Origin of the sequence: Pseudoalteromonas sp. Ld20, assembly GCF_045064175.1 — a bacterium.
Taxonomy (GTDB): domain Bacteria; phylum Pseudomonadota; class Gammaproteobacteria; order Enterobacterales; family Alteromonadaceae; genus Pseudoalteromonas; species Pseudoalteromonas neustonica.
The window spans coordinates 249,502-269,633 of sequence record NZ_JBISHB010000041.1 but is presented as its reverse complement, the minus strand read 5'-3'; the positions used below and the strand labels follow the sequence as shown (position 1 = coordinate 269,633).

Below are 20,132 nucleotides of genomic sequence, written 5' to 3'. Positions count from 1 at the left end.
ATGTACAGTGAATGGGTAGTGTCTATTTTATTACTTATTGGTGGCGCATTTATTTTAATAGGCTCAATTGGCCTTATTAAAATGCCTGATTTTTTTATGCGTCTACATGGCCCAACAAAAGCGACCGCACTCGGTATGGCTGGAGTACTCATTGGAGCTATGGTGTTTTTTAGCAACACTCAAGATGGTATAAGTGTTAAAGAACTGTTGATCACGATATTTTTATTGATCACAGCGCCTATCAGTGGGTATATGCTTATAAAATCCGCGATACATCATAAGCTTAAAGCTAAAGAAGGGACTAAGGGATTAGACAACATTGAAGACGATTAATTACTTATACTAATTGTTATAATAAAAAGCCCGCAAGGTTTAACTTAGCGGGCTTTTTATTGGCTGTTTTTATTTGTACACTCAATAACATGATTTATTACCAACGCTTATAAATGATTAAAGATAAAAAACGCATTATCGCGTATTTACTGATATTAGCTCCTTTAATTGATAGTTTACTTATACCTACCGCCTTTGGCCTGCAATGGCATAGCGCAAAAAGTATGTATTTATTTAGTGTGTATTTAATACCTATCAAGTTAGCCCTTGTGGTTATGGGCGGCTTTTTTCTTATACATCATACCCGCCGTCAAATTTATATAGATGCGCCGCGTTCGTGGTTTTTAAAAGTAGTTGATGTCGGTATATTTATTTTGGCAGGTATTCAGTTTATTTTATTTACTGTGATTAGTGTATTGTATGTAGTAGTAGGAACTCAGGCCGACGACTATAAACAACAAGGAAACATTAGTGTTTATACGTCCGATGTAGGCGCGTTTGGCAAAGCGACTCATTACTTTTCATATCAATGTACCGATTCAACCGGTTTTTATACACTTCAACCTATCGTGACGCTCGACTGGCTTGGCACTTTTACATTTAAAGAAAAAGCAAATACGTTGATCATCACGTATAACGGCCAAAGTGATAAAGGTGAGAAAATTAAACAAATTGATCTGAGTGGGTTTGGTTGTATACCCAAACCACCTCAATATACAAGTTTCAGTTGGAATTAAAAGCGATTTAGGCAAGGCATTGATTGCAAGTAATAGTGGTTCTATTGTTAAAATCATTAACGCCGTATAAATCGCTTTTAAACCAACCCTTTGGGCGTTTCACAGGCACTGACTCTCATCGTTGTTACTTCTTAAAAGGGACTACCATTCTCGCAAAGTAACGCCTTGATATTAAGTCCCTGTGAAACGCTGAATTCTGCATCTTGAGGTAGTTTGGGTATAATGCGTAAGCTTTAAGCGAATGATTGAATTTTTAGATACTAAAGGAAGCTTTCTACATGGCTAAAAAAGAGTTGATTAATCAACATGGACAAGCCCACTTTGGTATTTTTCCAGATGGAGTGGATAGTATCAATTATATGGATTTTGACCTTCGTAGCGCAATGGGTAAACCCAGTAATACACTTTTTAAAAAGTTAAGATTTAATCAATTTCAGTTTATTAGTTTTACCAGCGGTCAGTTAATTATTGGTTTAGCAATTGTTGACTTAAAAATAGCCAGCAATTGCTTTGTATACATATATGACCCAAACACCCAAGAGTTTGATGAATATAGCTTTATAAACCTATTCTCTTTAAATACGTGTATAGATCCGACACCAAATACAGGGCAAGCTACCTTTCAAAAAGGGCGTAACAGCGTAGTGATTCAGACAACGAATGATCCGCGCATACGCAATGTGAAAGTTGATTTAAAATCAGGGCTTAAAATTAATGCCAACATAGATGAGTCAGCTAATTACAATTCGCTTGCCGTATGTGTTCGCGCGGGTTTTACAGGGTTTCATTTTACTCAGAAAAGCGCAGCGCTTCCATGTGATGGAACCGTGAAGTGGCGTGGTCGTTTATTTGATCTTCAAACGCATAACTCACTCGCAAGTGTAGATTGGAGCGCAGGTTACATGCGCCGAGAAACATTTTGGAACTGGGGGAGTTTAGCCTGCATATTAACCGATGGCCGCCGTTTAGGTTTAAATTTAAGTGCAGGGGTTATTGAAACAGGTTTTACCGAAAACGCCTTGTGGCTCGATGGCACGCTTTACAAAATTGATATGGTCGATTTTCAATTTGAGCGTTATGGTAATACTAAAGCAACGAGTAAATGGCGGCTACGCTCAAACGACGGTATTATAAATCTAACCTTTGAACCCGCTGGTAAACGCCAAGATAAAACCAACTTACTCATCATCGCCAGCAACTTTACTCAACACTTCGGCCGTTACTATGGCCAAATCACCCTCGAAAATGAAGTGATTACACTTAATGGCGAGTGGGGCTTTACCGAAGATCACTATGCGAAGTGGTAGAGAGGAGCTTTAAGTTTTAAGCGGTAAGTTATAAGTGGTGTTAATTTTGAAAAGAGTGATTAGTAGCGAATATAAATAAAGCCCTAAACAGCAATACTTAGGGCTTTTTAATACAAATAAAGTTCAGTTGATATTCTAAACTTAAGATAATCTGTGAGCGGGTGTTACTTCATACCAACTTACGATTAACTCAAATCAGCTGATCGCTGACGGCTGAAAGCTTACAGCTATGATTTATTCGTCTATCGAACGAAGCAGGGCGTTGATACCTACTTTTTCACGGGTTTGTTGATCTACTTTTTTCACGATGATTGCAGCGTACAAGCTGTGACTACCATCTTTTGATGGTAATGCACCTGGCACAACTACGGCACCTGCTGGCACGCGGCCGTAGTGGATTTCGCCGGTTTCGCGGTCGTAAATACGCGTGCTTTGGCTGATGTAAACGCCCATTGAGATAACAGCGCCTTCTTCAACAACAACGCCTTCTACGATTTCAGAACGTGCACCAATAAAGCAGTTGTCTTCAATGATGGTAGGGTTAGCTTGTAACGGCTCTAAAACGCCGCCTATACCCACACCACCAGATAAGTGTACGTTCTTACCAATTTGTGCACACGAGCCAACAGTGGCCCATGTATCAACCATGGTGCCGTCATCAACGTATGCGCCAATATTTACATATGATGGCATAAGCACTACATTTTTACCTACAAAACTACCTTTACGCGCGACTGCATTTGGTACTACGCGCATGCCACCTTGTTGAAACTGCTCTGGCGTGTAGTCACTAAATTTAAGCGGTACTTTGTCGTAAAACTGGTTTACGCCGTCATGCATTGGTTGGTTATCGCGAATACGGAACGACAGTAACACGGCTTTTTTCAACCATTGGTGGACAACCCACTCACCACTGATTTTTTCAGCAACGCGTGCAGCGCCGCTATCAAGCAGCTCGAGTGCATCAATAATGGCTTGTTTAACTTCATTTGATACTGTGCTTGGGCTGATGTTATCGCGGTTATCCCAGGCGTTTTCAATCATGGTTTTTAAATCTGACATAAGGTCCTCTTATTCTGTTTCTGCGTTGAGTTTTTTACGCAATGCTTGATGAATTTTTGCTTGTTCTTCGTCCGTAAGGGCTTGGTATTCGTTGTTTGATACTACGAAGAAATCTTCTGCACGCTCACCCACAGTGGTGATCCGTGCGGCGTGTATGTGTAATAAATGTGCTTGAAATACTTCAGCAATTTTGGTCAATAAACCAGGTATATCTACGGCTTGAATTTCAATTAAACTGCGATCTTTACGCGGATGAGGACGCAAAATTATCTTTGGTTTAATATTAAAATCTTTAAAGCGTTGCGAGCGATTCTTTTTAAAACGAATTTTCTTTCTTGGATCGGCAAGTGCCAAATCTAGACCGCGTTTAATTGATTGCGCACGGCCGCTGGCAATGGGCTCACCGCTTACTTCAAGTACTACAAAGCTAAACAAGACATAACCATCGCGTGTGGTAAGTACTTGTGCATGTTGGATCTGTGCCTTTTTTGAGCCAATCACACTCACTAAACGGGCAAATAAACCACCCGAGTAGGGGCTGTAAACAAATACTTGTGTGCCACCATGCATGGCTTCATTTGATACCACAACACTGGGTTGGCTTAAATCGGCTTTTAACAAATGCTCACTGTGCCATGAGATTTGTTGCTCACTGAATGCGGTAAAGTAGTTTGCTTTAAAGCGGGCCCAAATTAAATCTATTTGTTCTTCGCCAAAGCCATGATTAAGTAGGCGTTGTTTTGCTTGATGCTTTTTATCGCGAATTTGGTCGCGCTGATCCATTGGGTTTTCAAGCCCTAATCGCAATGCGCGTTGCGTGTGTAAGTAAAGCTCACGTAGTAGCGTATTTTTCCAGTCATTCCATAAGTTGTCATTGGTCGCGCGAATATCAGCCACGGTTAGGCAATAAAGGTAATCAAGTTGACGTTCGTTTTTTATCCGTGTGGCAAATTCTTTTATCACATCAGGATCATTTATATCTTTACGTTGCGCAGTAACTGACATAAGTAAGTGGTTACTTACCAGCCACGCAATTAACTTACCATCTGAGTTTGTGAAGTTATGCAACTTAGCAAAAGCAATGGCATCAACAGCGCCAAGTTCAGAATGATCGCCACCGCGACCTTTGGCAATGTCATGAAAAATCCCTGCGAGATATAACAGCTCGGGTTTATCCATACGTGTGACAATTTCACAACAAATTGGAAATTTGTTGGCACTTGATTTATCAAAATACTGATAAATATTATTGATAAGTTTATGCGTGTGTTCGTCTACGGTATAAGCGTGGAATAAATCAAACTGCATTTGTCCAAATATGTTACGCCACTGCGGGAGATAAGCCGCTAACATGCCATGTTTGTGCATTAACGTAAATGCACGACCCATGCCATTGGGATGTTTAACAAGGCGCAGAAAGGCTTCTCTACAGGCCGCGTAATCTTGTAAGTCACCTAATAGACGACGACGCACTTGGCGAATTGTTCTTATGGTACTTGGGTAAATGTGCGTCATTGTTGGGTTATCGGCAATATGCTCAAATAAGACGAAGAGCTGATCGCGGCGAAAAAATACTGATGGGTTTTTAACTCTTATTTGATGACCAATGCGCTCAAAGTTGCGGTCAAGTTCAATAACCGGTTGCTCGCTTGATTCCGGTAAAATGCTTTGCTCAAAGTACGACAATAGCATTTGATTTAACTCACGAACACGGCTCATTATTCTAAATAAGCGCTTCATCATTCGCTCAACAGACGCTTTGCCATCACTACCAAAACCGAGTAAATCAGCAGCCAGTGGTTGGTGGTCAAATAACAAGCGGTTTTCTGATCGCCCTGCAGCTAAATGTAGTGCAAAACGAATATTCCATAAGTTTTCTAAGCACTCAAGTAGCTCTTGGTATTCTTCGTGAGTCAGGTAACCGTGACTAATAAGCTCTTGTAAGGTTTCAGCCCTAAAGTGCTTTTTTGCAACCCAAATGATAGTTTGTAAATCACGTAAACCACCGGGGTTTTCTTTAATGTTTGGCTCTAGGTTATACGCTGTGCCATGGCATTTTTTATGGCGTAGTTGTTGTTCTTGTACTTTAGCCAAAAAGAATTCATCAGAGTGCCAAACAGGGGTGTCGAGGATATGATTTTTAAGTTTTTCATACTCTATATGATTGCCAAACAATAGCCGGCTTTCAAGCAAGCTTGTGGCAAACGTAACATCTTCACGTTTTTGTTCAATAGCTTGTTCTATGGTACGTACACTGTGGCCAATTTCTAAATTAAGGTCCCACAGCATAGTGACAAACTGACCAATTTTTTCACAAATTGCTTCACTAGGTTGCTGTGTAACAAGTAATAAAAAGTCGATATCAGAATAGGGGTGTAATTCACCTCGGCCATACCCACCAACGGCAATCAGGGCTAAATCTGGCTCATGGGCTAAATCATAAACATGAAAAAGCTTTATTAGTAACCGATCGATAAACTCAGCCCGGGCATTAATTAAATTACCGACTGGTTGTTTTGAAAACTCGTTTTGTAACCATTTATAAAAATAATTAGAGCAGTCTTTGTAATCGGTGAGCAACTCAGCATCGCTGAGTAGCTTTTTAACTTTATTAGGTAATGCCACGTGGGCTGGCTCCTTAGAATACTAATTCGTCCAATTAATTGGGCGAATTAGTATTTATACCAAATTGGTATTAATGCTCAATGATTCTATCGATAGTATCATCTGATCTAAGCGTTAAAATTTCAACACCATTTTCAGTAACTAACAATGTATGTTCCCACTGCGCAGATAAACTACGGTCTTTAGTAACAACCGTCCATTCATCTTTAAGCAGTTTACATTGGCGTTTACCAGCGTTAACCATTGGCTCAATTGTTAAACACATACCCGCTTTTAGGGCTTCACCAGTGCCAGCACGACCATAGTGCATAATTTGTGGCTCTTCGTGAAACTCAGCACCAATGCCATGGCCGCAATATTCGCGCACGATTGAATATTTATGGCTTTCAGCGTATTTTTGAATCGCTTCGCCAATATCACCTAAACGTACACCTGGTTTTACCATTTTAATAGCAAGGTATAAGCTTTGTTGAGTTATCTCAGCAAGGCGTTTGCCTTGAATATCAGGTGTACCAACATGAAACATTTTAGACGTGTCGCCATGGTAACCATCTTTGATGACAGTGATGTCAATATTGACACTGTCGCCATCTTTTAATGCTTTGTCGTTAGGAATACCATGACAAATTACATGGTTTACTGAGGTGCAAATTGATTTAGGGAAGCCATGATAATTTAATGGAGCCGGAATGGCTTTTTGCACATCGACAATATAATTATGACAAATTGTATTTAATTCATCAGTGGTCACACCAGGGACTACATGCGGCTCTATCATTTCTAGAACTTCTGCCGCTAAGCGCCCGGCTACACGCATTTTCTCTATTTCTTCAGGGGTCTTTATCACAGCACTCATGGAGGCTCCATTGTCGAGTTTTAACACATTTATTGTCGCACAAATTTTGCACGCGACGTTGAGTATTTGTTTTTAATATGGTATAAAGCGCGCCGTCTTTTTACAAATAAATTCTTAAATGATTTTTTGTATTTTAAGGCAAACACAATTTTATTTTAACACACACACGTATCGTCACATACACTTGGGTGCATTTCAGTTTCATTTAACTGCGGTGTTGGTGCTATGGGATATGTGGAGGCCTAACCCTAAACTAAACAGAGGAAATACAAAATGGCAAACGTTTCAATGCGCGATATGCTTCAAGCTGGTGTTCACTTCGGTCACCAAGCACGTTACTGGAATCCTAAGATGAAGCCTTTCATCTTCGGCGCACGTAACCGTGTTCATATCATCAACCTTGAGCAAACAGTTCCAATGTTCAACAACGCACTTAAGTTTTTAACTGGTGCTGCGTCAAACAAAGGTAAAGTTCTTTTCGTTGGTACTAAGCGCGCAGCAAGCGAGTCGGTTAAAGAAGCCGCTATCGCAAGTGACCAGTATTACGTAAATCACCGTTGGTTAGGTGGTATGTTGACTAACTGGAAAACAGTTCGTCAATCAATCAAGCGTCTTAAAGACCTTGAAATCCAAAGCCAAGACGGTACTTTCGAGAAATTAACTAAGAAAGAAACGTTAATGCTTAACCGCGAAATGGACAAGCTTGAGAAGAGCCTTGGTGGTATCAAGAACATGGGTGGTCTTCCAGACGCACTTTTCGTTATCGATGCTGACCATGAGCATATCGCTATCCGTGAAGCTAACAACCTAGGTATTCCAGTTGTTGCGATCGTTGATACTAACTCTAACCCAGACGGTGTTGATTTCATCGTACCTGGTAACGATGATGCGATCCGTGCAATCAACCTTTACACTGGTGCAGTTGCAGCAGCTATCACTGAAGGTCGTGAGAGCAATATCGTTGCTCAAGCTGAGAAAGACGACTTCGTAGAAGCTGAGTAATTAGCTGTCATCAAGTCTTCATCTAATTTTAGGTGAAGACTTGCTATTCTTGTAGAGCGGGAACCCGCTTATCTAACCAGATTTCAGATTTGAGGATTTACTAATGGCTGTAACTACTGCCCTAGTTAAAGAATTACGCGAGCGTACAGGCGCTGGCATGATGGATTGTAAAAAAGCGTTGACTGAGACTGATGGTGACATCGAGTTAGCGATTGAAAACATGCGTAAAAGTGGCGCTGCTAAAGCTGCTAAAAAAGCAGGTAACATTGCTGCTGAAGGTACTATCATCATCAAGCAAAATGCCGGTGTTGCTGTACTAGTAGAAGTTAACTGTCAAACAGACTTCGTTGCAAAAGATGTAAGCTTTTTAGCATTTGCTAATAAAGTTGCTGACGCTGCAATTGCTGACACAATGTCTATCGAAGACTTACAAGCTAAGTTTGAAGAAGACCGTGTTGAGCTAGTTACTAAAATTGGCGAAAACATCAACGTACGTCGCCTACAGTACATCACAGGTGAAAACCTAGTTGAGTACCGCCATGGTGACCGTATTGGTGTTGTTGTTGCGGGTGTTGCTGATGAAGAAACACTTAAGCACGTTGCAATGCACGTTGCTGCTTCACGTCCAGAATACTTATCGCCTTCTGACGTACCAGCTGACGTTGTTGAAAAAGAAAAGCAAGTACAAATCGAAATCGCGATGAATGAAGGCAAGCCTGCTGAAATCGCTGAGAAGATGGTTGTTGGTCGCATGAAGAAGTTCACTGGTGAGGTTTCTCTTACTGGTCAAGCTTTCATCATGGAACCTAAAAAATCTGTTGGTGATATTCTTAAAGAGAAAAACGCAACAGTTACTAGCTTCGTACGTGTAGAAGTTGGTGAAGGTATTGAGAAGAAAGAAGAAGATTTTGCTGCTGAAGTAGCTGCGCAAATTGCTGCAGCTAAAGGTCAGTAAGATTAACTATCTGTGATGAATGAAGTAATTATATGCAATTAATATGCTATTTGCTTTTGCGTCACGGCTAGAAATTCTTTAAAATAACCGCGCTCTTTATGTTTATCATAAGCGCGGTTATTTTTTATCCTTTTTTTAAAAGTTGGCCCAAATACTATGACTATCAATCGTAAACCTATTTTTAGACGCGTTCTTCTCAAATTAAGTGGTGAAGCACTGATGGGAGACGAAGGCTTCGGCATCGACCCAAAAGTACTCGACCGTATGGCGCAAGAAATTAAAGAGCTTGTAGAACTCGACGTAGAAGTGGGTTTAGTTATCGGTGGCGGTAACTTCTTACGCGGTGGTTCGTTAGCTGAAGCAGGTATGAATCGCGTTGTAGGCGATCATATGGGAATGCTCGCGACTGTAATGAATGGCCTTGCAATGAGAGATGCGTTGCATCGTGCATTTGTTAACTGTCGTTTAATGTCAGCTATCCCACTTAACGGCGTGTGTGATGCATACAACTGGGCTGAAGCAATTAGCTTATTAAAAACAGGTCGCGTTGTTATTTTTGCAGCGGGTACAGGTAATCCTTTCTTCACAACTGATTCCGCAGCGTGTTTACGTGGTATCGAAATTGAAGCAGATACCGTTATTAAAGCGACGAAAGTAGACGGTGTTTACAGTGATGATCCTGTTAAAAATCCGGAAGCGACACTTTATCGTCACTTAAGCTACAATGAAATTATTGAAAAAGAATTAAAAGTAATGGATCTTGCGGCATTTACACTTGCGCGAGATCACAATATGCCATTGAGCGTATTTAATATGAATAAGTCAGGCGCATTAAAGCGCGTTATTATGGGCGAAGAAGAAGGCACACTTATCTCTTCACAAGCCTCAGATGAAGTTATTAACTAGATTAGGATTGAACCGTGATTAACGATATTCAAAAAGATGCTGCAGAACGTATGCAGAAAAGTGTAACGGCACTTGGCAGTCAACTATCTAAAATTCGTACTGGCCGTGCTCATCCGGCACTTTTAGATGGCATTATGGTGTCATATTACGGTGCACCAACGCCGTTAAATCAAGTTGCTAATGTGTCGATTGAAGATGCCCGAACACTGGCGATCAGTGTGTTTGATAAATCACTTGCACAAGCAGTAGAAAAAGCAATTATGGCATCTGACTTGGGTTTAAATCCAATGTCAGCAGGTACGGTTATTCGTGTTCCACTTCCTCCACTAACAGAAGAACGTCGTAAAGACTTAATCAAGATCGTTCGTGGTGAAGTTGAAGGCGGTCGTGTTGCTGTTCGTAATATTCGTCGTGATGCAAATGGTGATGTTAAAAGCTTATTGAAAGATAAAGATATTTCTGAAGATGAAGCACGCCAATCTGATGATGCAATTCAAAAGCTTACTGACAAATTTATCAAAGAAATGGATACACTGTTAGCAGCAAAAGAAACTGAATTGATGGAAATCTAAGCAGTTAAATAACCTGAATTTGGGTTATGAAATTTATTAGTTTTGGGACGCCGTCTAGGGTATACTAGGCGGCGTTTTTTTATGGAATACTCGATATTTATGGTTCTTAACGCTGATAAAATTTCCCAGCAATGTTTACCCAAGCATGTCGCTATAATCATGGATGGAAATGGTCGTTGGGCACAGGCGAAGAATAAGCCTCGTGTGTACGGTCATAAGAAAGGCGTTGATGCAGTTCGTCAGTCGGTGCAATTTTGCGCTAAGTTAGGTGTACAATCGTTGACTTTATTCGCTTTTAGTAGTGAAAATTGGCGACGCCCTGATGATGAAGTTAGTACCTTAATGGAATTGTTTTTATTTGTACTGAGCAAGGAAGTTAAAAAACTTCATAAAAATAATGTTAAATTAACTATTATTGGTGACTTATCTCGGTTTTCAGATACGTTGCGAAAAAAAGTCGATGCAGCACATCAATTGACCGTGGATAATACAGGGCTGCAACTTAATATTGCAGCAAATTATGGCGGACGATGGGATATAGCTAATGCGGCTAAGCAGCTTGGGAAACAAGTCGCTGCTGGAGAGTTAGATCCCAATGATATTACAGAAGAGCACTTAGCCTCGCAGATGAGTATGCAGGATCAGGTTGAACCTGACTTGTTGATCCGCACGGGGGGGGACTTACGCATTAGTAACTTTTTATTATGGCAAGTTGCTTATGCCGAACTTTATTTTACCGATACGCTTTGGCCTGACTTTAATGAAGCTGCTTTTGCTGATGCGATCGCTTGTTACGTTGCCAGAGAGCGACGATTTGGTTGTACTGGCGAACAAATAAAACAATTACTCGCCGAAACCTAATTAAAAGGGTAATACTTTGCTAAAACAACGAATTTTAACCTCTTTAGTGCTAGCCCCTTTAGCATTACTTTTGGTTTTTTATACACCACTTACATTATTTAGTTATATTGCTGGCGCGATAGTTTTATTAAGTGCGTGGGAATGGTCTGCATTTATGGGCCTATGTGACAAATTAAAGCGTTTTTCATTTGTCGTATTTATTGCGCTGCTACTGGTACTGCTTAACTGGCATTGGCCAATTGAGAGCTTGTGGTTTGACGGCCAATTAGTGGGGGATGCAAATTATATATTTACTCTGTCATTTTCTTGGTGGATTGTGGCTACCTACTTAGTGTGGCGTTACCCAGCCATGGCAAAAGCATGGAATGAAGGCATAGTAATGCGTGCCATTGCAGGTATTTTGACGTTAGTGCCATTGTGGCTTGCGTTGAATACATTACGAAGCGCAAATTATGGTGAGTCAACGCACTTTGGTTCTATGCTTATTTTAGTGGTATTAGGTATCGTATGGAGCGCAGACATTGGTGCGTACTTTACGGGCAAAAACTTTGGTAAACATAAGTTAATGCCAAAAGTGAGCCCCAACAAAACGATTGAAGGTTTAGCTGGGGGTGTAGTCGCTGCGGTAATATTTGTTTTGGCTTTTTGTCATTTTACCAATGTTGATATGTCAGTTTGGCCAATTTACGCTGTTATGACTGTATTTATCGCATTATTTTCAGCGATAGGTGACTTACTCGAAAGTATGTTTAAACGTGAGGCTGGTCTCAAAGACAGTGGATCATGTTTACCTGGGCATGGCGGTATTCTAGATCGCCTTGATAGCTTAACCGCTGCAGCGCCTATTTTCGTTTTATGCTATGCGTGGACGCTTAGTCTATGAGTTGTAAACAGCAACTAGTGATTCTTGGTGCGACGGGGTCAATCGGTTTAAGTACCTTAGATGTTGTCGCTCGAAATCAAGAGCAGTTTTGCGTATTTGCACTTACGGCAGGTAAAAATGCAAAAAAAATGGCGCAGCTATGCGTCGCTCATCGCCCTCGCTTTGCTGTTATGGCGGATGAGCATGCTGCGCAGCAGTTAATTCAGTGCTTATCTGGTTCAGAATCTAAAACGATTGTGCTCAGCGGTATTGCTGCAATGAGTGAGCTTGCTGCACACCCAGATGTTGATGCTGTTATGTCGGCGATAGTTGGTGCCGCGGGGCTCATTCCTACACTCAGCGCGGTTGAAGCGGGTAAAAAGGTTTTATTGGCAAATAAAGAGTCCTTAGTGATGTCAGGCCAGTTGTTTATCGATAAAGTAAAACAACATAAAGCCACATTGTTGCCAATTGATAGTGAGCATAATGCAATATTCCAATGCCTGCCAAGTGCTCTGCAAGGTTCAAAAACAAACGCACAATTGCATGAGCATGGTGTTAGTAAAATCTTACTGACAGGCTCTGGCGGACCTTTTTTAACTCGTGATATTGACACTTTAAATACTGTCACGGTGCAAGAGGCCGTTACTCACCCTAATTGGTCAATGGGGCAAAAGATTTCAGTCGATTCGGCTACGATGATGAATAAAGGCTTAGAGTTTATTGAGGCTAAATGGCTATTCAACTGCCAGGCAACAGATATTGAAGTGGTTATTCATCCGCAAAGTATTATTCATTCAATGGTGCAGTATCAAGATGGCTCAGTACTAGCACAAATGGGTAATCCCGATATGCGCACACCCATTGCGCATGCTTTAGCATACCCGCAGCGCATTGATGCGGGGGTTACGCCACTTGATTTTTCACAACTCGCCGATTTTACTTTCACTAAACCTGATTTTACTCGTTACCCAAATTTACAGTTAGCAATTGCCGCTTGTAATACAGGGCAGGGGGCAACCACTACGGTTAATGCAGCCAATGAAGTTGCCGTTAATGCATTTTTGCAAGGGATGATTGGCTTTACGGATATTTACCGTATTAATGCACAAACATTAGAAGCAACGGTTGATGTAAACGTGCATACATTGGATGAAATTCTTGAATGTGACCGTTTAGCTCGACTTCAAGCGACGCAACTCATTGCAAAGGTAGTACGCTAATATGTTCGATTTTCTGTGGAATTTAGGGTCTTTTATTTTAGCGCTGGGTATTTTAGTTACAGTGCATGAATATGGGCATTTTTGGGTAGCTCGCAAAGCAGGCGTTAAAGTTCTGCGTTTTTCAATTGGTTTTGGTAAGCCATTGTTAACATGGCGCGATAAGCTCGATACAGAATATGTAATAGCTGCTATTCCACTTGGCGGTTATGTAAAGATGCTCGATGAGCGTGTCGATGATGTGCCGTCAGAACAACGTCATTTGTCGTTTAATGCCAAGTCAGTGCAAGCGCGTATTGCGATTGTAGCTGCAGGACCTATGGCAAATTTCATTTTTGCTATTTTTGCACTAGCTGCAATGTATATGATTGGTGTGCAATCAGTTAAGCCAGTTGTTGGCACTATCAATGAGGGGAGTCGCGCTGAACAAGCCGGTATATTGCCCAATCAACATATACTCAAAATTGGCGATGAAGATATAGGTACATGGCAAGATGCTACATTTGCATTAATGGCAAACCTTGGTAATAAAAGCGTCGCTGTTACTGTGCGTAATGAGCAATACCAAGAACAAATTAAAACCATAAATATTGATGGCTGGAAACTAGATCAACAAGATGTACCGCCTTTAGCATCTTTAGGCATTGTGCCTTTTCGTCCACAAGCGACATTAACTATCGCAGCAATTACCGTAAACTCAGCTGCGGCTGAGGCTAAATTACAAGTTGGAGATACAATCTTCGCAGTAAATGGTGAAACAATAAGCAGTTGGCAGCAATTAGTTAATGTTATTGAGCAATCCGCTAACAAATCATTACAATTTAGTGTAAAAAGACAAGATAGTATGGAGTTGCTAACAGTGACTCCTAAAGGGCGTGCTGGCAACGAAGGGCAGCTTCAAGGGTTTTTAGGTGTTGCACCGGTTGTTGAAAAATGGCCCGATGGTTATATTGAAACTAGACATTATGGCCCACTCGATAGTATTGTGCGTGGCGTAAATGAAACATGGCGCTTGATTGCCTTAAGTTTCGATATGATCGGTAATTTAATTACAGGCCAAGTGTCAGTAAAGAATTTAAGTGGTCCAGTAGGCATTGCCGTTGGGGCAGGAACTAGCGTAAGCTATGGCTTAGTCGCCTTTTTAGGCTTTTTGGCTTTGATCAGTGTGAACTTGGGTGTATTTAACTTATTACCCTTGCCAGTGCTTGATGGCGGTCACTTAATGTATTACATAATTGAACTTTTTCGTAAAAAGCCGGTCTCTGAAAAGACACAAGAGTTTGGTTTTAAAGTGGGAGCTCTGCTACTCATTTTTCTAACATGTTTCGCTTTGTTCAATGATGTATCGCGATTATAACAATCCCGACAGTCTCGAATTAAAAACACGATTGTAAGACACTGCTAAATTATAATTTTATGGTGTTGAGCGGTAATACAGTTGTAAAGGATAAAGATAATAAAATGGCTATAAAAAAACATTTGGCAGTAACAAGTTTATTAGGCGCCAGCTTTGCAGCCCTAGGCCAAACCTCCTTTATTGTTGAAGATTTAAAAGTTGAAGGCTTACAGCGAGTTGCACTAGGTGCTGCGCTCACACACATCCCAATAAATGTGGGTGACGATGTTGATGAATATACAATTTCAAAAACAATTAAGTCACTGTACAGCTCAGGTCACTTTGACAATATCAAAGCATTACGCGATGGTAACAACGTTATTTTTAAAGTAACTGAGCGCCCGACGATTAGTTTTATCGAATTTGATGGTAACAAAGACATTAAAGATGAGCAGCTAACGCAGTCACTTGATCAACAAGATATTCGCCAAGGCGAGCCGCTTGATAAAACCGTGATTGATAACATTGAAAAAGGCTTAATTGAGTTTTTTCATAGTATTGGTAAATACAATGCAAAAATCGATGTTAGCATCACTAAATTACCGCGTAACCGCGTTAAGTTAAAACTTGAATTTGATGAAGGTGATGCAGCATCTATTCGTCAAATCAACTTAGTTGGTAACGAATTATATTCAGATGAAGAGCTGTTAGCGCTTGCAGAATCACAACAAGATTTATCTTGGTGGCAGTTTATGGGTAGCGATCGCTATCAGAAACAAACCATTGAAGGTGACCTTGAGAAAATTCGTAGTTTTTATTTAGATCGTGGTTACTTACGCTTTAATATTGATTCAACTCAAGTATCAGTGAGCCCAGAACGTGAATCTGTGTATGTAACAGCGAACATCAATGAAGGTGTTAAATACAAAGTTAAAGGCTTTGACTTTATTGGTGATTTACTCGGTCGCGAAGAATTAATTAAAAGTGTGATACCGCTGCGTGCTGGTGAACTTTATAACGGTTCAGTGGTTACTTCATCAGAAGAGTTTATTAAAAGCTATTTAGCGCGTTTTGGTTATGCAAACGCTGAAGTGCGTACAATCCCTGAGATTGATGATGAAACCAAAGAAGTACAGTTAACGCTATCAGTTAAACCTGGGCAACGTGTCTATGTTCGTCGTATTATTGTTGGTGGCAACCAAAATACGGCAGATGAAGTACTGCGCCGTGAAATGACACAGCTTGAAGGTGCATGGTTATCAAATCAAAATCTTGAACGTTCAAAATTACAAATCCAACGCTTACCATATATGGAAAAAGTGGATTTTAACGTTATACCTGTACCAGGCGTTGATGATCAGGTTGATGTAGATTTTACAGTTAAAGAACAGTCAGCTGGTAGCTTTAACGCAGGCCTTGCTTATGGTTCGTACCTAGGTTTACAGTTTAACATTGGTGTAACTGAATCTAACTTTTTGGGTACTGGTAATCAGATTGGTCTGAATATCAATACTTCACGTGGTTCAGAGCGTGTTAGTTTATCTTACACTGACCCTTACTTTACGCCGGATGGTGTATCACAAGGTAGCAGTATTTTTTACAGTAATTACGATGCCAGTAAATTTAGCCTTATTGATTATAAATCAAAAAGCTATGGTATAGGCACTAACATAGGCTTCCCAATCGATGCAGTGAACCGTATTAATTTTGGGGCACGTTGGATTGAAGAAGAACTATCTGATATCGCTGTTTACGAACAAACACGTGTATTACGTGAGACATTTTTAGATCCTGCTCATCCAGATGCAGGTTATAACTTTACTAAATATGAACTAAGCGTTGGTTGGTCACGTGTTACTGTAAACCGAGGTTTATTCCCAACAGCAGGTTCTCGTCAAACGTTAAACTTAACTGGTACTACGCCAAATTCAGATTTGACTTACTTTAAGTTAAATTATGACTCGCGTTTTTACTGGCCAATTAGTGATGATCATCGTTGGGTATTTTCAACGCGTGCAGCATTGGGGTACGGTAATGGTTATGGTAATACAAATGGATATGATCAAACCCTCCCATTTCAAGAGTATTTTCGGATAACTGAAATGGAACTGCGTGGTTTTGATCGTAACACTATTTTGCCGAATGCTATTTCACGTAACTCTTCAAATGTAGGTGGTACTCCAGAAAAAGACGGAAAGATCAACGGTGTTATTGGCGGTGATCCAGTCTTTGATCAGTTAATTCCTGCTGGGCGCATTGGTGGTAATGCAAAAGCGGTTGCAGGTATGGAATTAATCGTTCCTACACCGTTTTTAGATGAAGATAATACCAGTTCTGTGCGTACCAGCTTTTTTGTTGATGCAGCAAACGTGTGGGATACTGAGTTTAACGTAGAGCGCTATCAAAGCTTAAGTGATAACGATCGTGCATTACTTGACGATTATTCAGATCCGATGCGTTTTAGAGTCTCAACGGGTTTATCATTACAATGGATCTCTCCAATGGGTCCAATGTTGATTAGTTTTGCGTATCCATTGCAACAAGAAGAAAATGACGATACGAAGACTATCAGCTTTAATATTAGTAATACTTTCTAAAGGAGTTTTTTGTGAAAAAATCAATTAAATCATCGGCGATTGCCATTTTAGCAACACTTATGATGGGTACATCTGCGAGTGCTTTTGCACATAAAGTCGGTATTGTAGACATGCAAGAAATCTACAAACAAATCCCACAAATGGCATCTGTTGAATTAGCATTGCAAACAGAGTTTGCTGAGCGCCGCCAAGAGCTTGAAAAGCTTCAAGGTGACATTCGTTTTGAAGCTGAAAAATTTAAACGTGAAAGCACAACAATGAGCCAAGCTCAAAAAGATGCGCTGCGTACAAAAGTTGAAGGTATGCAAAAAACACTTGCTGAAAAGGGTCGTCCTTTAGAGCAAGAAATTAAAACTCGTCAAAATCAAGAGCTAGCTAAAGTACAAGCACTGATCATAAAAGCAATTGAAGACGTTGCTAAAGATGGTAATTTTGATGAAGTTAAAGTAAAAGATACTACAATTTACTTTAACCCTAAAAAAGTATCTGACTTATCAAGCAAAGTTGTTGATAAAGTAAGTAAGCAATAGAACGAATATATGCAAAATTATACGCTTTCGCAGATAGCGGAACTTCTAGGCGCTGAGCTTCATGGTGATGGCGCCTTAGAAATATCAAAAATTGCTACACTTGCAAATGCCCGCTCTGGGCATATTGCATTTTTAGCGAATAAGAAATATCGCCCACAACTTGATAATACAAACGCCAGTGCTGTAATTTTATCTGCCGCAGACGCACAGTATTATTCGGGTAACAAGTTGATTGCAGCTAACCCTTATAATAGTTATGCACAATTAGCACAAATAATGGACACCACACCGGCATCTGCTGCTAAAGGTATCCACGTAAGTGCTGTTGTTCACCCTGAAGCTTGTATTGCTAAGACGGCCTCTATTGCAGCTAATGCAGTTATTGAAGCGGGCGCTACAATTGGTGAAAACACACAAATTGGTGCAAATTGCTTTGTTGGTCAAAATGCTAGCATTGGTGATAATACTAAGCTTTGGTCTAATGTTAGTGTGTATCACAGTGTTGAAATTGGGTGTGATTGTTTAATTCAAGCTAACGCTATTATCGGCAGCGACGGGTTTGGTTACGCAAATGATAAAGGCCAGTGGATTAAAATTCCACAATTAGGCTCAGTGATCATTGGCGATAAAGTTGAAATTGGGGCAGGTGCAACTATTGACCGTGGTGCAATTGACGACACGATTATTCACAGCAATGTAATTATCGATAACCAAGTTCATATTGCCCATAATGTTGAGATTGGTTCTGGTACTGCTATCGCAGGCTGTACGGTAATTGCAGGTAGCACAACCATAGGTAGGAATTGTCAGATTGCTGGACTTGTTGGTATAAATGGTCACATAGAAATATGTGATGGTGTTATACTAACGGGCATGAGTATGGTGACAAAAGCGATTAAGGAAGCCGGTGTTTATTCATCAGGGCTCCCACACTCTTCAAATAAAGAGTGGCGTCGCAATATTGCCCATTTGCGTAATTTGCCAGAGATGAAAGATCGCCTAAAAGCGCTAGAGACTCTGACTAAGTCATTAAACCTTGATAATGAATAAGGATGCTATTTTGGCAAACGAATTAAATAGCCTTGATATACAAGAAATTTTAAGCTTACTACCACACCGTTACCCAATGTTACTGGTTGACCGTGTACTTGATTACACGCCAGGTGAATCATTACATGCAATTAAGAATGTAACATTTAATGAACCTATTTTTACAGGCCACTTTCCTAATCAGCCAATTTTTCCTGGTGTGCTTATTTTAGAAGCTATGGCACAGGCAACGGGTTTATTAGGTTTCAAAACTGTTGAAAACCGCAGTGAGAATGAACTGTATTTGTTTGCAGCCGTTGATAACGCACGTTTTAAGCAGCCTGTGGTACCTGGTGATACTATGCATTTGCATGTACAGTTTTTAAAAGAGCGCCGCAATATATGGAAGTTTGCAGCAGAAGCTAAAGTTGATGGCAAAGTTGTTTGTGCTGCCGAAATCATGTGTGCGAGAAGAGAGCTTTAATTGTGATCCATCCTACAGCGATAATCGAATCAGGTGCAAAGCTAGGTAATAATGTATCGGTTGGTCCATATAGCTACATTGGTGACAATGTGGTTATTGGTGATGATTGTATTATTGAATCTCACGTTGTGGTCAAAGGGCCATCAACAATAGGTTCTGGCAATCATATATTTCAGTTTGCGTCAGTAGGTGAAGCCTGCCAAGACAAAAAATATAATAATGAGCCAACCACGCTAATTATTGGTGATAACAACATTATTCGTGAATGTGCCACTATTCACCGCGGTACGATTCAAGATCAAGGCGTGACTAAGATTGGTAGCAATAACTTATTTATGGCTTACACTCATGTTGCCCATGATGCAGTAATTGGCGACAACGTTATTTTTGCTAATAATGCATCGGTTGCAGGGCATGTACACATTGGTGATTGGGTTATCTTAGCAGGCAATTCAGGTATTCATCAGTTTTGTAAAGTAGGTGCACATGCGTTTGTTGGCATGTATTCAGGTGTAAATAAAGATGTTCCACCGTTTGTAACAACGATTGGCACCCCTGCAGGCCCTGTAGCGATTAATACCGAAGGTATGAAACGCCGTGGCTTTGAAAGTGATGAAGTAATGGCAACGCGCCGTGCCTATAAAACACTGTATCGTAAGAGTTTAGGTGTTGATGAAGCGCTTGTTGCACTTGCAGATGACGCTGCTAAGTACCCTGCAGTACAGTTGATGGTTGATTTTGTTAAAAATTCAGAGCGTGGTATTGTTCGTTAATAGTTCGCTTTATAAAAAAAGCCACCGATTATGAGTAATAGTCGGTGGCTTTTTCGTATTAACTTACCTTGAGTTCAAGCTGTTT

At 40.5% G+C, this 20,132-nt stretch carries 19 protein-coding genes; 16 read left to right on the top strand and 3 right to left on the bottom strand.

Annotated features, from left to right (window positions below; genetic code table 11):
• From ACJJVX_RS16850 to ACJJVX_RS16840, 3 genes are all read left to right on the top strand, one after another.
• Positions 1–333 (top strand): Na+/H+ antiporter subunit G, encoded by a 333-nt coding sequence (locus ACJJVX_RS16850; RefSeq protein ID WP_405632531.1) that lies wholly within the window; start codon positions 1–3, stop codon positions 331–333.
• Between the two features lie 113 nt (positions 334–446).
• Positions 447–1,070: a hypothetical protein gene (locus ACJJVX_RS16845; protein ID WP_405632529.1), complete on the top strand. Its 624-nt coding sequence runs from the start codon at positions 447–449 to the stop codon at positions 1,068–1,070.
• A 278-nt stretch (positions 1,071–1,348) separates the two neighbouring features.
• A complete protein-coding gene (locus ACJJVX_RS16840) occupies positions 1,349–2,377 on the top strand; it encodes a DUF2804 domain-containing protein (protein ID WP_054455196.1) in 1,029 nt (342 codons plus the stop codon).
• Positions 2,378–2,611: 234 nt separating this feature from the next.
• Here ACJJVX_RS16840 and dapD read toward each other — a convergent pair whose 3' ends face one another.
• The 3 genes from dapD to map all read right to left on the bottom strand — a co-directional run bounded on the left by dapD (position 2,612) and on the right by map (position 6,920).
• Positions 2,612–3,439 carry a 2,3,4,5-tetrahydropyridine-2,6-dicarboxylate N-succinyltransferase gene (dapD, locus tag ACJJVX_RS16835; protein WP_054206010.1) on the bottom strand — a complete coding sequence of 276 codons (828 nt, stop codon included), beginning with the start codon at positions 3,437–3,439 and terminating at the stop codon, positions 2,612–2,614.
• 9 nt (positions 3,440–3,448) lie between these two features.
• Positions 3,449–6,064, bottom strand: coding sequence for a [protein-PII] uridylyltransferase (glnD, locus tag ACJJVX_RS16830; protein ID WP_054206009.1), 2,616 nt, complete (start codon positions 6,062–6,064; stop codon positions 3,449–3,451).
• Between the two features lie 70 nt (positions 6,065–6,134).
• Positions 6,135–6,920, bottom strand: a complete 786-nt coding sequence (gene map, locus ACJJVX_RS16825; RefSeq protein ID WP_054206008.1) for a type I methionyl aminopeptidase — start codon at positions 6,918–6,920, stop codon at positions 6,135–6,137.
• A 273-nt stretch (positions 6,921–7,193) separates the two neighbouring features.
• On the opposite strand from map, the gene rpsB reads away from it, so the two are divergent.
• The 13 genes from rpsB (at position 7,194) to lpxA (ending at position 20,047) form a co-directional block, all read left to right on the top strand.
• Positions 7,194–7,922, top strand: coding sequence for a 30S ribosomal protein S2 (gene rpsB / locus ACJJVX_RS16820; protein ID WP_054206007.1), 729 nt, complete (start codon positions 7,194–7,196; stop codon positions 7,920–7,922).
• Positions 7,923–8,025: 103 nt separating this feature from the next.
• Positions 8,026–8,877, top strand: coding sequence for a translation elongation factor Ts (gene tsf / locus ACJJVX_RS16815; RefSeq protein ID WP_054206006.1), 852 nt, complete (start codon positions 8,026–8,028; stop codon positions 8,875–8,877).
• Between the two features lie 156 nt (positions 8,878–9,033).
• Entirely contained in the window at positions 9,034–9,783 is a 750-nt protein-coding gene (pyrH, locus tag ACJJVX_RS16810) for a UMP kinase (protein ID WP_016707641.1), read from the top strand.
• A 50-nt stretch (positions 9,784–9,833) separates the two neighbouring features.
• Complete coding sequence (gene frr / locus ACJJVX_RS16805; RefSeq protein ID WP_211842138.1) at positions 9,834–10,355, top strand: ribosome recycling factor; 522 nt, start codon at positions 9,834–9,836, stop codon at positions 10,353–10,355.
• An 81-nt stretch (positions 10,356–10,436) separates the two neighbouring features.
• Positions 10,437–11,216: an isoprenyl transferase gene (locus tag ACJJVX_RS16800; protein ID WP_054206004.1), complete on the top strand. Its 780-nt coding sequence runs from the start codon at positions 10,437–10,439 to the stop codon at positions 11,214–11,216.
• A 16-nt stretch (positions 11,217–11,232) separates the two neighbouring features.
• A complete protein-coding gene (locus ACJJVX_RS16795) occupies positions 11,233–12,099 on the top strand; it encodes a phosphatidate cytidylyltransferase (RefSeq protein WP_054206003.1) in 867 nt (288 codons plus the stop codon).
• Entirely contained in the window at positions 12,096–13,301 is a 1,206-nt protein-coding gene (gene ispC, locus ACJJVX_RS16790) for a 1-deoxy-D-xylulose-5-phosphate reductoisomerase (protein WP_405632523.1), read from the top strand. Before ACJJVX_RS16795 ends, ispC begins: the two co-directional genes overlap by 4 nt.
• Before the next feature lies 1 nt (position 13,302).
• Positions 13,303–14,655: a sigma E protease regulator RseP gene (rseP, locus tag ACJJVX_RS16785; RefSeq protein WP_054206001.1), complete on the top strand. Its 1,353-nt coding sequence runs from the start codon at positions 13,303–13,305 to the stop codon at positions 14,653–14,655.
• Positions 14,656–14,759: 104 nt separating this feature from the next.
• Positions 14,760–17,231, top strand: coding sequence for an outer membrane protein assembly factor BamA (gene bamA / locus ACJJVX_RS16780; RefSeq protein WP_405632521.1), 2,472 nt, complete (start codon positions 14,760–14,762; stop codon positions 17,229–17,231).
• An 11-nt stretch (positions 17,232–17,242) separates the two neighbouring features.
• Positions 17,243–17,761 carry an OmpH family outer membrane protein gene (locus ACJJVX_RS16775; RefSeq protein ID WP_054206000.1) on the top strand — a complete coding sequence of 173 codons (519 nt, stop codon included), beginning with the start codon at positions 17,243–17,245 and terminating at the stop codon, positions 17,759–17,761.
• Positions 17,762–17,770: 9 nt separating this feature from the next.
• Complete coding sequence (gene lpxD, locus ACJJVX_RS16770; protein ID WP_405632518.1) at positions 17,771–18,811, top strand: UDP-3-O-(3-hydroxymyristoyl)glucosamine N-acyltransferase; 1,041 nt, start codon at positions 17,771–17,773, stop codon at positions 18,809–18,811.
• A gap of 10 nt (positions 18,812–18,821) precedes the next feature.
• Positions 18,822–19,274, top strand: a complete 453-nt coding sequence (fabZ, locus tag ACJJVX_RS16765; RefSeq protein WP_054205998.1) for a 3-hydroxyacyl-ACP dehydratase FabZ — start codon at positions 18,822–18,824, stop codon at positions 19,272–19,274.
• Positions 19,275–19,276: 2 nt separating this feature from the next.
• The gene (gene lpxA, locus ACJJVX_RS16760; protein WP_054205997.1) at positions 19,277–20,047 is read left to right on the top strand and encodes an acyl-ACP--UDP-N-acetylglucosamine O-acyltransferase; all 771 of its coding nucleotides are present in this window, start codon (positions 19,277–19,279) and stop codon (positions 20,045–20,047) included.
• The last annotated feature ends 85 nt before the right edge of the window (positions 20,048–20,132 follow it).

Coding starts and splice junctions, on each gene's coding strand:
- ACJJVX_RS16850 (WP_405632531.1), top strand. CDS start 1: ATGTACAGTGAATGGGTAGTGTCTATTTTATTACTTATTGGTGGCGCA.
- ACJJVX_RS16845 (WP_405632529.1), top strand. CDS start 447: ATGATTAAAGATAAAAAACGCATTATCGCGTATTTACTGATATTAGCT.
- ACJJVX_RS16840 (WP_054455196.1), top strand. CDS start 1,349: ATGGCTAAAAAAGAGTTGATTAATCAACATGGACAAGCCCACTTTGGT.
- dapD (WP_054206010.1), bottom strand. CDS start 3,439: ATGTCAGATTTAAAAACCATGATTGAAAACGCCTGGGATAACCGCGAT.
- map (WP_054206008.1), bottom strand. CDS start 6,920: ATGAGTGCTGTGATAAAGACCCCTGAAGAAATAGAGAAAATGCGTGTA.
- rpsB (WP_054206007.1), top strand. CDS start 7,194: ATGGCAAACGTTTCAATGCGCGATATGCTTCAAGCTGGTGTTCACTTC.
- tsf (WP_054206006.1), top strand. CDS start 8,026: ATGGCTGTAACTACTGCCCTAGTTAAAGAATTACGCGAGCGTACAGGC.
- pyrH (WP_016707641.1), top strand. CDS start 9,034: ATGACTATCAATCGTAAACCTATTTTTAGACGCGTTCTTCTCAAATTA.
- frr (WP_211842138.1), top strand. CDS start 9,834: ATGCAGAAAAGTGTAACGGCACTTGGCAGTCAACTATCTAAAATTCGT.
- ACJJVX_RS16800 (WP_054206004.1), top strand. CDS start 10,437: ATGGAATACTCGATATTTATGGTTCTTAACGCTGATAAAATTTCCCAG.
- ispC (WP_405632523.1), top strand. CDS start 12,096: ATGAGTTGTAAACAGCAACTAGTGATTCTTGGTGCGACGGGGTCAATC.
- rseP (WP_054206001.1), top strand. CDS start 13,303: ATGTTCGATTTTCTGTGGAATTTAGGGTCTTTTATTTTAGCGCTGGGT.
- bamA (WP_405632521.1), top strand. CDS start 14,760: ATGGCTATAAAAAAACATTTGGCAGTAACAAGTTTATTAGGCGCCAGC.
- lpxD (WP_405632518.1), top strand. CDS start 17,771: ATGCAAAATTATACGCTTTCGCAGATAGCGGAACTTCTAGGCGCTGAG.